General features: G+C 58.8%; 12 protein-coding genes. 8 read left to right on the top strand and 4 right to left on the bottom strand.

Going from position 1 to position 12,042, the window contains the following annotated elements; genetic code table 11:
• Positions 1-127: 127 nt before the first annotated feature.
• Together HMPREF3042_RS02380 and HMPREF3042_RS02375 are read left to right on the top strand one after the other, a co-directional pair.
• Positions 128-1,447 (top strand): S1C family serine protease, encoded by a 1,320-nt coding sequence (locus HMPREF3042_RS02380; protein WP_070549887.1) that lies wholly within the window; start codon positions 128-130, stop codon positions 1,445-1,447.
• 72 nt (positions 1,448-1,519) lie between these two features.
• Positions 1,520-2,089: a MogA/MoaB family molybdenum cofactor biosynthesis protein gene (locus HMPREF3042_RS02375; protein WP_005511427.1), complete on the top strand. Its 570-nt coding sequence runs from the start codon at positions 1,520-1,522 to the stop codon at positions 2,087-2,089.
• A gap of 280 nt (positions 2,090-2,369) precedes the next feature.
• Here the strand turns inward: HMPREF3042_RS02375 and mscL are convergent, their stop codons facing one another.
• From mscL to HMPREF3042_RS02360, 3 genes are all read right to left on the bottom strand, one after another.
• Positions 2,370-2,786, bottom strand: a complete 417-nt coding sequence (gene mscL / locus HMPREF3042_RS02370) for a large-conductance mechanosensitive channel protein MscL (protein WP_048733605.1) — start codon at positions 2,784-2,786, stop codon at positions 2,370-2,372.
• Positions 2,787-3,037: 251 nt separating this feature from the next.
• On the bottom strand, positions 3,038-3,499 hold the full coding sequence (locus tag HMPREF3042_RS02365) for an SAF domain-containing protein (protein ID WP_241486314.1): 462 nt from the start codon (positions 3,497-3,499) through the stop codon (positions 3,038-3,040).
• 209 nt (positions 3,500-3,708) lie between these two features.
• Positions 3,709-4,383: a 5-formyltetrahydrofolate cyclo-ligase gene (locus HMPREF3042_RS02360; protein ID WP_070855962.1), complete on the bottom strand. Its 675-nt coding sequence runs from the start codon at positions 4,381-4,383 to the stop codon at positions 3,709-3,711.
• 133 nt (positions 4,384-4,516) lie between these two features.
• Here HMPREF3042_RS02360 and HMPREF3042_RS02355 point away from each other — a divergent pair, with 133 nt between their 5' ends.
• The 6 genes from HMPREF3042_RS02355 to HMPREF3042_RS02330 all read left to right on the top strand — a co-directional run bounded on the left by HMPREF3042_RS02355 (position 4,517) and on the right by HMPREF3042_RS02330 (position 10,463).
• Positions 4,517-5,491, top strand: a complete 975-nt coding sequence (locus tag HMPREF3042_RS02355; protein ID WP_038626329.1) for a UTP--glucose-1-phosphate uridylyltransferase — start codon at positions 4,517-4,519, stop codon at positions 5,489-5,491.
• 96 nt (positions 5,492-5,587) lie between these two features.
• Positions 5,588-6,859, top strand: coding sequence for a molybdotransferase-like divisome protein Glp (gene glp / locus HMPREF3042_RS02350; RefSeq protein WP_070855961.1), 1,272 nt, complete (start codon positions 5,588-5,590; stop codon positions 6,857-6,859).
• A gap of 30 nt (positions 6,860-6,889) precedes the next feature.
• Positions 6,890-7,522, top strand: coding sequence for a GNAT family N-acetyltransferase (locus tag HMPREF3042_RS02345; RefSeq protein ID WP_049171292.1), 633 nt, complete (start codon positions 6,890-6,892; stop codon positions 7,520-7,522).
• A gap of 173 nt (positions 7,523-7,695) precedes the next feature.
• Positions 7,696-8,988, top strand: coding sequence for a divisome protein SepX/GlpR (glpR, locus tag HMPREF3042_RS02340; protein WP_070855960.1), 1,293 nt, complete (start codon positions 7,696-7,698; stop codon positions 8,986-8,988).
• 236 nt (positions 8,989-9,224) lie between these two features.
• Complete coding sequence (locus tag HMPREF3042_RS02335) at positions 9,225-9,629, top strand: DoxX family protein (protein WP_038629133.1); 405 nt, start codon at positions 9,225-9,227, stop codon at positions 9,627-9,629.
• 51 nt (positions 9,630-9,680) lie between these two features.
• Positions 9,681-10,463 carry a zf-HC2 domain-containing protein gene (locus tag HMPREF3042_RS02330; RefSeq protein ID WP_070855959.1) on the top strand — a complete coding sequence of 261 codons (783 nt, stop codon included), beginning with the start codon at positions 9,681-9,683 and terminating at the stop codon, positions 10,461-10,463.
• Here HMPREF3042_RS02330 and HMPREF3042_RS02325 read toward each other — a convergent pair.
• On the bottom strand, positions 10,460-12,016 hold the full coding sequence (locus HMPREF3042_RS02325) for a dolichyl-phosphate-mannose--protein mannosyltransferase (RefSeq protein WP_070855958.1): 1,557 nt from the start codon (positions 12,014-12,016) through the stop codon (positions 10,460-10,462). The two genes, HMPREF3042_RS02330 and HMPREF3042_RS02325, sit on opposite strands and share 4 nt — an antisense overlap.
• Positions 12,017-12,042: the final 26 nt, after the last annotated feature.

The raw sequence follows: 12,042 nt of genomic DNA, 5'->3' as shown, positions 1-12,042 counted from the left end.
ATCCTCGCTGCGCGCAGCCTTTTAAGGAAGTGCGTGGCGGGGATTCGGTGTTTCATTCGGGGAATTTTCGGCGAGACTGCAGACTGCTCTCAGCCAATTGTTAGACAGACAGTGCAAGGTATTACGTATGAGCAACTCTTTCAACGATTCCTCGCGAGGAGATGAGCGGGGACACTACTCCTCGCAGTCTCACAACTTCAGCGAGAACCGTGCCATGGGGAATGCTGGTGAGACAAACCAGTTTTCTGCCGACGAGCGCGGCTGGGAGAATTCCCACTACAACACCATCCCGTCTCAGCCGAACGGCGCTTACGGAGGCGGTTCAGAGTGGGATGTTGCGGCCAATCAGCAGAAGACCAAGGGTGCCCAGGGGGCTAAGGGCATGGGGGCGCTGGCAGTCGCTGCCCTGATGCTGTGCTCGGCCGGTATTGGTGGCGGTGTCGGCGCATGGGTAGTTCACAACTCGCAGTCGTCGGCTCCCGCGGACAACGCGCTGGATAAGCCTGCGGAAACCCGTCAGGTAGCAGCAGCTGAGGGGTCCGTGGAGAAGGTCGCGCAGAAGGTCCTTCCCAGTGTCGTCTCCATCACCACTGTCTCGGAGCGGGGCACGGCGTCGGGCTCAGGTTCCATTCTGTCGTCCGACGGCCTGGTGCTGACGAATAATCACGTCGTCGCAGGCGCAGGTCCGGACGCACATATGGAAGTCCTGCTTTCCGACGGCACCACGCACCCGGCAACTCTGGTTGCAGGGGATGCGGCGACTGATATTGCCGTTATTCGAATTGAAGGTGTTAACGGGCTGCGCCCAATCTCTCTGGGTAACTCCTCGCAGGTCCAGGTTGGCCAGGAAGTGGTGGCCGTTGGTTCGCCACTGGGACTGACCTCCACTGTTACGCAGGGCATTGTCTCCGCTAAAAACCGTCCAGTGACCGCCGCTGGTGAAGACGGTCAGTCCTCGGTCATTGATGCAATCCAGACCGATGCGGCGATTAATCCGGGTAACTCCGGCGGAGCGCTAGTGGATATGGAAGGCAACCTCATCGGTGTGCCCAGCGTGATTGCCTCTAACAGTGAGGCATCGGAACAGGCGGGCAGCATTGGCCTTGGTTTCGCAATTCCGGTTAATCAGGCTCGTCGCATAGCGGAAGACCTGATTGATTCCGGTAAGGCGCGGATGCCTGTCATTGGTGCCCAGATTGATTCGCGTCCGATTGCACGTGGTGCACTGGTGCGAGAGGTAACGCCAGACGGCCCAGCTGATAAGGCGGGACTGAAAGATGGTGACCTGATTACCAAGGTTGATGACCGCACACTTGACAACGGCGTTGCACTAATTGCGGCTATTCGGTCGCATCGGATTGGGGATTCTGTCACACTTACAGTTACAGATGAGCGAGGCGGCAACGAGCGAACGGTCGATGTCACCTTGGTAGAAGCCCAGGATTGATAGGCAGCGTGGTGGAGTTAGTACCTCACCATCTGTAGAAGAGTTTTCGAGTGAAACTTCGAGTGAAAAGCTGTGGGAGAAAGCGAGATAGAGCAGATGAGTGAAACCGTGAGTACTGAGCCAAGTGACGTCAACCTCGCTGAGATGGAGCGTCTTATCAACGACGACGGCCAGGTTCGAAATGCGTTTGTTGTCCTCGTGGGCGACCATTTTGAGAACCCGGATGGTGCGGCTTCGCTCATGGTTGAGCTGTTGGAAGAAGACGGCTATTCGGTCGATGCTGTGGTCAGTACGGGTGCAGTGAAGCGTGAGATCCGGAAGGCCCTAGATACCGCTGTTGTCGGTGGCGCAGATTTGGTCGTTACGGTGGGCGGTGTTGGTGTTGGGCCTCGTGCGAAGACCCCGGATGCCACTCGCAAGGTTCTCGATGTGCGACTGCAGGGCATCGAGCAGGCTATTCGTAACTCCGGTATGGGAGCTGGCGCCTTGGATGCCGGTCTGTCCCGCGGTTTGGCCGGTGTGTCCGGTCAGACAGTGATTATCAATCTCGCGGAGTCTCGCGCTGCAGTGCGCGATGGCATGGCGACAATTCTCCCGCTGGTCTCTCATGTGCTTGATGATCTCTGCCGCTGGAGCGTTTAGGAATGGGCGACGCTAAGCAGCCCAATCAGCCCGAGCAAGCTGCGCCGCGCAGTGGAAGCCGTAGGCAGCGCCGCCGCGCAGGTGCACCGGCGAAAAACTTTGCCCAGTCACGCAGTGCGAAAACCGCGCGCACAGTGCACTATCACGATGAATCCCCGGAGGATGCTCGTGATTTTGATGTGGACTATTGGATAAAACAGCGCCCACCCCATTGGGGATGAGCGCTGTGTAAAAGCGTTAGTTCGCTTCTTATCGGAAGCCTGCAACTAGCAGCTAGAGGCTAGTTCAGCTCCGTCTTCGGCTTGCCGTTCTGCTCTGCCAGCAGGTCACGAATCTCAGTCAGCAGGTCAGCCTCGGTGACCTCCGGCTCGGCGGAGGTCTCCAGACGAGCCTCACGCATTTCGTTGAACTTGTTCATCGGAGCAACGATGACGAAGTAGACAACCGCTGCGACCAGCAGGAAGTTGATTACTGCGGTGATGACAGCCGCGAAGTCAAGGTAGGTCGACGGGTTGCCGCTGATGATTTCGAAGCCGAGGCCAGTGACCTCAGCACCACCGATGGTGTTCAACAGCGGCTCGAGCAGGCTGTCGGTGAAAGCGGTGACGATTGCGGTGAACGCAGCACCGATGACAACACCGACCGCCAGGTCGATGACGTTGCCGCGCATGATGAACTCTTTAAAGCCCTTAAGCATAGGAAATTTCCTTCTGTAGAAACGGAACAAACCAAACGAGACCTGTGAGTCATCGCGTTGCTCAGTGCAGGCCCCTACGATTTCAGAGACGGGGCAGTGCGATGTCTGGCAGTGCCACTCTTCTTAGCTCTCATCGTAGTTTTGAATTGCCTGTCCATTGTATCCCTTCGCTAAGTTGTGGGACAAGTCAACTTTCTACAAAAAGCACTGTTCAGGGCCATAAAATCTGGTAATCAATGAGATTTTGGTCACTATCCCGCGAGTAACAGTGTGAGCGGGGACGTTAGCGATGTCGCTGCCACCACCTCCGCGGCGCCGGTGGGCAGTGCAACCAAAACCACCTCATCGTCGACGATGTTGACCACTCTCGCTCCGTGTGCAAGCGGTGCCGCCATCCCGCGCTCATCCGCGGTCGACACAATATCCACGCTGTCACCAGTGCGAAGAGCGGACACGATGCCCACATCAGTCAACGTGATGGCAATAATTTTGCTTTCCGACGTCCCAGTCAACGACTTGGCTAGTGATGGGCCGACCATTCGCTGCTCTGTAAGTATTTCTCCTGGTGACATGCCGGTGGCCAGGGTGCGTCCCCGCACAGCAGCGATGTCCGTTACGGCCCCGCCAGGAACGAGATCCCGGGGAATGTCCTTGAAAGCCACATCTTCTTCTGCCACCGATGCGCCAGCGGCAATGGATTTGGCGCTAATCATGACCCGGATATGGCCGCTGCGAGGTGTCAATGACTCCACCGCCGCCAGTCCGACGGCACATAGGAAAACTGTGACTGCAACTATTCGCCGAAGAGTTGCGGGGCGGGGCTTTCGGAATGGACGCGGAAACCGGGACGAGTGTTTTGGGCTCATATTAAGTTAGGCGCGAAAAACCCGGAATCGGTTCCATTAAACCGGAATCGGTTCCATTAAACCTGTGAAATCCCCGCTGGCGTGATCACATAATCGGCGGGAACGTCGTGCTCATCGTAGACAAGCTCCGTGCGCAACTCGGTGTCGAAAACCGCAACCGCGATGACAGCAGTTCTCGCCCCATCCGTATCACCGTCGCGTCGAGCGAAAACCAAGCTGCGATCGTAATAACCAGCGCCACGCCCTAACCGCATCCCAGTTTGGGGGTCGGCTGCAACTGCCGGCAGAATAATGGCGTCGGCAACACCTAGCTCCTCCGGGCCGGCGGCGCTTTCCATCGAAACGGGTTCCAAGAGTCCAAATCGCCCTTTGCTGAAGCCGTCGGTGTAGTAACCCCAGTGCAGCGGCTGTGGCGGACCGGGCGGGCAGACGGGAAGCAGAATTCGTGCTCCGGGAACCGCGTTGGCCAAAGCCTCCACAAAGCCCTGGCCGGGCTCACCATCAGTCGAACTAGAAACGCTTGCACCGGGCTCGTCGCCAGCGGGGACATAAGCGGCGATGACGGGTTTTGTGAGGTCACCGACGGTATTGGATAACCATTCTTGCAACCGCTGTACCAGTGCTTCGTCGTCAAGCATGCGTTCACGCTGCCCCTTGGCGGCGCGTGCGGCGAGTACCTCGTGCCGTGTGCGGGTCTTGAAATCGGACGTGGTTTCGGGAAGCGGAGCCATACCTGCAAACCTACTCTGTCAGGGAGGGGAGCGACCTCGGTCGTCAGCGCAGGGGAAAATTTCTGATTAACGCGTTGAAAAAAGCGGGGTCAGCCTCCGAGCAAATGGAAGTTATATAGGTATCGTTGCCATTATGGTCTCATCGTCTAAAGAGTCTGGTTCGGACATGACTACTCCGGTTCGAACTGTCATCGTTCCTGCCGCGGGCATGGGTACGCGATTCTTGCCTGCTACCAAGACAGTGCCGAAAGAATTGCTGCCCGTGGTTGATACGCCGGGCATCGAAATGATTGCTGAAGAGGCCGCCGCCACTGGTGCGCAACGCCTGGCTATTGTCACGGCGCCGAGTAAGGATGGCGTACTGGGACACTTCGACCCGCGCCCGGACCTTGAGCAGACTCTCGCCGAGCGTGGCAAGGACAAAATTGCAGCGAAGGTACGCCGCGCCACCGAGGTCATTCGCGTGGAATCCGTTGTCCAAGATCGACCGCTGGGCCTGGGGCATGCGGTGTTGGTCGCAGAGCCGTTGCTCGAAGACGATGAGGACAGCGTTGCTGTCATGCTTCCCGACGATCTCGTGCTCCCAGTGGGCGTGATGGATCGCATGACGGAAGTGCGCGAGCGCTTTGGTGGCTCGGTGCTATGTGCGCTGGAAATTCCTCACGAAGAGGTCTACAACTACGGTGTCTTCGATATTGAGGACGCCACCCCGGCGGAGTCGGGTGAGCTCGGTGAGAACGCGGCTGATGCTGATGCTTGGGACGATGTGAAGCGAGTCAAGGGCATGGTGGAAAAGCCGGACCCTGCGGATGCTCCATCCAACTTCGTGGCAGTCGGACGTTACTTGCTCGATCGTGCCATCTTCGATGCGCTGCGCCGCATCCCGCGCGGTAAGGGCGGCGAATACCAGCTCACCGATGCAATTGAGCTGCTGATTCAAGAGGGACATCCGGTTCATGTGGTCGTCCACAAGGGGTTCCGCCATGACCTGGGAAATCCTGGTGGCTTCATTCGCGCTTGCGTAGACTTTGGACTCAGGCATCCGGACTACGGCGAGGGGCTGCGCGAGTACATGCAGCAGCGTCTGGCGCAGGATGAACAGGCTTAAAGCCTTTATATTGCGGCTTGTACTTATATAGAGGCCTGTACCGAAAAGCTGAATAGCATAAAGCGCACCGCGGGTTGGTGCCGAGGAAGGTAAAACATGCGTTCTGTGGAAGAACAGTTGGCGGCAATCACCGCGCACGCTGTGATGCCTGACCCTGTGCGCGTTGCTATTTCGGAATCCCTCGGCATGCTGTGCGCTGAAGATGTCATCGCAGAGCAGCCGTTGCCGGGATTCGTGCAGTCAGCGATTGATGGTTATGCGGTGCGCGCTGTCGATATCGTCGGCGAATCTGGTTCTTTACCTCCGGATGCGCGTCAGAGTGATGTTGATTTTCGCGAGGTCGAGCTGCCTGTTGTCGGTGAGGTGACAGCCGGCTCTCACCACCCGATGCGGCTCCAGCCGAAGCAGGCCGTGCGCGTACAAACTGGTGCGCCGCTGCCATCGCTTGCCGACGCTGTCGTGCCCCTAAACTGGACCGACCGCGGTGGCCGTCGAGTTAATGTTCTCCATCCGGTCTACTCCGGTGACTTTGTGCGGAAGGTCGGCGACGACGTGCAGCCGGGTGACGTGGCGGTGTCCTTGGACTCGGTAATTTCGCCGTCGCAGGTTGGATTGTTGGCAGCAGTGGGGCGTTCGAAGGTTTTGGTGCACCCCAAGCCGCGTATGTCCGTGATTTCCATTGGTAATGAGTTGGTCGATGTTGACCGCACGCCAGGCCTCGGTCAGGTCTACGACGTCAACTCCTACGCGTTGGCAGCAGCCGGCCGCGATGCTGGGGCCGAGGTGCACCGAGTGGGTATTGCCACCGGTGAGCCCCGTCGCATTCGGGAAATCATCGAGGGCCAGCTCATTCGCAGTGAGCTTTTGGTCATCACGGGGGCTGTCGGCGGTGCCGCGGGTGAGCAGATTCGCCGTGTGCTGGCTGAATTGGGCGAGGTTGATGTCTCCCGCATCGCTATGCATCCTGGCTCGGTCCAGGGCTTTGGTCTGCTGGGAGATGACAAGATTCCAACGTTCCTGCTGCCGTCGAACCCGGTCGGCGCATTGGTCGTTTTTGAGGTTATGGTTCGTCCCCTCATTCGACTGGCGCTGGGTAAGCGCAATCCCCGCCGCCGTGCTGTCACCGCTCGTGCTGTCGGTCCGATTGAGTCGGCGGGGAAGCGTCGTGGCTACATCCGTGGCCAGCTCATGCGTGACCGCGAGACTGGCGAATACATGGTGCAGCCGCTGGGAGGTTCCGGCGGTGCACAAGCCCACCTTTTGGCCGGTATGTCGGAAGCCAACAGCCTCATCGTGATTCCGGAAGACGTGCTGCACGTGCGTCCGGGCGATGTAGTTGACGTGCTGTTCATGGCGCGCCAGGCCTAACCGCACCCAACTACCGCGAGTATCGTTGCCGTGCGTACTTCTCGTCTAGTAACCAGTGGCGGCCGAGTCCGCCTGCGTGTGCCAGAGCGCTCTGATGCCCCTGCATGGCGGGCACTGCGGCTGCGTGACGAGCCCATTTTGCGCCCCGTGGAGCCAACCCTCGCCGACGACTGGGATAATGCCCACAGGGCTTCTGTTTTTCGCCGTAACCTGCGCAGTTGGCGTCGTTCAGAGGCTGCAGGAGACATGATTGTCTCCACCATTGAGGTAGATGGCCAGTTCGCCGGCATGCTCACACTCGGCGGTATTACGCCTTTCCCCGTCGCTCACGCCTGGATCGGTTATTGGGTAGGCAGCGGCTTTACATGTGGAGGAGTCGCCACTGCTGCAGTGGCGTTGGCATCGGATTATGCCAAGAGAGTTGGCGTCCACCGAATTGAAGCGACTGTGTTGGATAGCAATGTCCCGTCGATACGCGTACTGGAAAACTGTGGGTTCGAGTACGAAGGCGTGGCGCGGGAAGCCTTCCATATGGATGGTGCGTGGCGCGATCATCTGACCTATGCGCGGGTGGGGGAGGACAGTGCAGTGGATCTCATCGTGGCGAGTGGTCGTGCGCAATATGAAGAGGCGGAGAAATACCCACCGCAACGGCGCGCCTGAGTAGTCTGAGTAACGCACGCCGATAGGGTGATGACAACTCTACTATTGGGCGAATTCGCTCTAGATACGCTGACTGCCTTCGCAAATGCCTCTGTGGAAGGGCATGTGGGCGGCGTATGTGGGCCGGGGAGAGACGGCGAAACCCCGGGCGAAATCGCAAGGAGACGCAAAATATGTCAACTTCACTGTTGCTGATACTCATCGTTGTACTGTGGCTGTTTGTGTTGGCCCCGCTGGTGGTCAATACGCGCAAGCCGATTCGTCGTACCTCTGATGCGCTTGGTAAGACCCGCGTGCTGCATCGTGGTGGCGAGGAGTTGGCCACGACGCGCCGTCGTCCGTCTTTTAAGGAGTCGGACGTGCGCGTGACCGAGGAAGTTGACGATTCTCTCGAAACCGTTGACGCGCAGGTTGACGATGACTTTGATGTTAGCGACGTGCTTATCGACGACACCGTGGACGAGGCGGCCGACCCGGCCGTCGTCGACGGCGATATCGTCTACGAGCTGGAAGCGGCAGATGCAGAGGAGGAGACCCCGCAGGCGGATGATTCCGCTACCGAGGAAGCCACTGCTGAGTCTTCTGACCGCTCTGACATGGACGTGTCCGATAATGAGTCTGCAGACCAGTCGCTGCAGGCTGTCGTTGATGACGAGGAGACTGAATCTGATTCCGCCGTCGCCTCCGCCGAAGGTGATGTGGTTCGCGCAGATGAGTCCTCTTCTGATGTGAGCGTTGACGTTCGCCGTCAATTCGTCGACGCCGATGATTTGATGTTCGAAGATGCCGCTGAATCTGAGGCCGAGCCTGATTCCGGTGCGGCGGCCGAGACTGTGTCTGCTGACGTAGAAGCTGTGTCTGCTGACGCTTTGTCTGAGACTGAAGAGGCAGCAGACACCGTAGACGAGCAGGCAGAACTCGATGCGACCGTCGAGAACGACAGTGACCACGCTGTCGAGTCCAACGATGATGCAGTCGCTGTCGATGACACCTTGACCGAAGATGATTACGCGTTCGCTGAGAAGCGCCGTGGTCGCGGTGGGTTCGATCCGATTTCGGATGCCCAGTACGCTGAGACTCGCTTTGCTCGCCGCCGCCGTTCTGTTGCTGGGTTGGCAGCGTTCATCGCAGTCACGGTCATCATCGCTGCTTTCGCCGGTGGTTGGACCTGGTGGATTCCACTGGTCGGCGTCGGCTTGATGACCCTGTACCTGGTCAACCTGCGCCGCACCGTGCGTGCAGAGCAGGAACTGCGGGCTCGCCGAATTCGCCGTATGAAGATGGCCCGCCTCGGTGTACGTAACCGTGAGGATGATGAGCTGGGAATTCCACAGCGACTGCGCCGTCCCGGCGCGGTAGTAGTCGAGCTTGATGATGAGGACCCGGATTTCGCAGATCTGGCCTACGCTGACTACCGCTTTGATGACGACGATTACGACGAAATGCCGCAGGCTCGCGTGAGCTAGTCCTGTGAGCTGAGCCGTAGAACAACCTTAAAGTTGTCTGAGCACGTCAGCGCGATTTTTTGTTAGAAACTCGGCCTGTTACGATGTCACTACCTAAGACATGACACACCGGGTGTGTTTGGCGGAAGGCTTCTCCCGAGGGGTTGGGAGAAGCCTTTTTGCATGTTAAAGTCGCTGGCCTTTCGCTGCCGCAGTGCTACCGTGTTTTGACCGTGCCGTCGGGTAGCATGTCCCTCATGGATCGACCGGTAATGCGCGATATCGCGCTCGTGATTCTCCGCCTAATACTCGGAATTATCTTCATCTGCCATGGCTGGGACAAGATTTTTATCACCGGTATTGACAAGACGACCGGTTACTTTGTCGCTGCGAATATCCCGCAGGCGCACTTGACGGTCTGGGTTGTCGCTCTAGTCGAACTGGTCGGAGGCGCGTTGTTGATTCTGGGACTCTTGGCCCCGACAGTGGCGATGGTCTTCATCATTGAGATGATTGGTGCCTGGTGGTCGATGCACCTGGGCAATGGCCTGTTTATCCGCGACAACGGTGCAGAGCTTGTGATGTCACTCATCGGTGGTCTGGTGATGATTTTCGTTTTCGGAGCCGGCCGTTTCAGCTTGGACAGGCAATTCATCAGGTAAGACCTCAGTAGGTACAACCCCCTTAATAGTTAAAGGCGGTGGAGATTCCCCGTGGAGTGCGAGGAGATTCGCGCAGCATTGTCAGCTCGCCTCGATGGTGAGCAGGCAAACATTGCCGATGAAGTCATCGATGCCCATCTTGGGGCCTGCGAGGAGTGCCGAGCTTGGTACGAGCGAGCGGTGCGGCTGAACCGCGCCCTTACGGTTGGGCCTGCCGATGGCATGCCGGAGATTTCCACGGATGATCTCTCGGAACGCATTTTGGTCTCTATCGAACCGGAGCGCCGCCGGCGTGAGCGCGCATGGCTGCTCATAGCCGGCACCGCCCGCGGGGTGCTCATTGCGTTGGGACTTTGCTGGGCGGTCTGGGGGATTGCGACGCTGGTCGATGCCTCCGACATGATGACGCTTGGACTTTCCTCGACACAGCCGCAGGACGGTGCAGGAATCGCAACAAGCACGGGAGCGCCTATCGACGGTTCCACTGCCACCGTTGACCCAATGGAGCTCGGAGCACGCCTTGCCATTCAACTCGCGGCAATTCGGCTTGCATTGGCAGTGGGATTGTTCTGGGCTGCTTGGCGGCCACGCGCTGCCATGGGCATGGCGCCTGTCTACGGTGCCGTCGCCACGTTCAGCATCGGTTTTGGTATTCGTGACATTCTCATCGGTGCCCAGGGAGCATCAGAGATCGCTGGCCTGGCCTTGATATTTGTCTCCGCTTTGACGCTGGCCGTTGTGTGGCTGGGCGGCTATACGCCGACGGCAATCGCACAGGCATGGCGGGCCGCCTCGGGGTTGCCGGTCACAGGCGTGCCACCACAGCGGGACTAGCTCCAAGACGGCAACCAGAACCGCCATTCAAAGTGGTTGAGAGGCAGCGGGTAGCCGGTCAAAATCGGCAGCCAGAACACAAACGCGGTCACCACTAGTGCGGCGTGCGTGCCAACGATTACCAACCCCACCGGCTTACCGCGGGGCCGCCAGTGTGAGAGATCGTCGGCAAGCAGAGCAAAGGCGATGAGTACGAATGGAATCAGCGCGGTGGCGTAGAAAAAGTACATCTGCCGGTCGTAGCCGATGACCCACGGCAGCCACGAGGCGAGGAAACCGATGACTGGCAGCGCGTAGCGGCCGTCGCGGCGGCCGAGCCAACGCCATGTGGCCCACAGGACCACGGGGACCAGCAACCACCAGATGGGTGGGGTGCCAAAGAGCATCATCCAGCCCTTGCACTCCTGGCCGTCACTGCAGGTGGTTTCGGTGGAGTAGTAGAGCATTGGCCGCCAACTCACCAGCCACTCCCAAGGCTTGGACTCCCAAGGGTGTTTGTGGCCATTAGAGGTGGTCAGCTCGGCGTGGAACTTCAGCACACTGTTTTGGTAGTGCAGGTAGTTCTGCAGGGCCTCGGGAAGCCAGTCGGTGCCGGGGAGTCCCGTATCGCGGTCTTCGGGCGAGACATGGCGATAGACCGACGTTTCTTCGGCGAACCAGGAACGCCAACTTAAGAAGTAAACGCCCAGCGGGACTACCACCAGATCACGCAACGCCGGGGCGGTATCACGGGCGAGTGCGCCGAGCACGGGTTTGTGCGCACCGGCATCCTTGCGGGAGACCAGATCCGTGAAGACGGACCACAGACCGAATGCGGCCATGTAATACAGGCCAGACCACTTCACCCCGGTGGCAAGCCCCAGCATGATGCCGGCGAGCAGTCGCCACCAGCGATAACTGAGATAGGGGCCGAAACTACCTAGCTCCGTGGCGGATTCCAGGCGCTTGCGGGCATCGGCCTGGTCAATGAGAAGTGCCCACGCGGCCGCAACGATGAAGAAGGTCTGAATCATGTCCAGCATGCCGACCCGGGAGGAGACAAACAGCACTCCGTCGGCAAGCGCATAGAGACCAGCGATACCCACTGCCAACCGCGAGCCGCGAGAGATGCGTCGGACGATGTCCATGAGCAGCAGTATGACCAGCGTGCCACACACCGCCGACATAAACCGCCAGCCCATTGGTGAGTAACCGAAGATCCACTCGCCCAAGGCGATGACCTGCTTGGCCACTGGCGGATGCACAATCAGACCGTAGCCGGGATTGTCCTCAATACCAGACGAGATGGGATCGCGTGTGGACGCCAGAATCTGCCATGCTTGCGGCACATAGTGCTTTTCATCGAAGAGCGGGGTGCCATTGTCGGTCTTGGCAGCAAGCCCGATGAAACGGGTTAGCGCTGCGACGATTCCGAGAACCACAAAAGTGGCGGTATCCCATTTGTCCCACCGTCGCAGTGGCGGCAGCGAGGGCACCGGGGGAATCGGGCGCAGGAAACGCTTTTTCGCGCGGCGCTCGGTTTCCGGTGGTGGGGTTAAAGCGGCATCGGTCACGAATGTCAGTTTAAGCTATGGAATCA

The sequence above is a fragment of the Corynebacterium sp. HMSC074C05 genome (assembly GCF_001838325.1).
GTDB classification, from domain to species: Bacteria; Actinomycetota; Actinomycetes; order Mycobacteriales; family Mycobacteriaceae; genus Corynebacterium; species Corynebacterium amycolatum.
The sequence above is the reverse complement of the archived record's forward strand: the minus strand, read 5'-3'. Positions and strand labels throughout refer to the sequence as shown.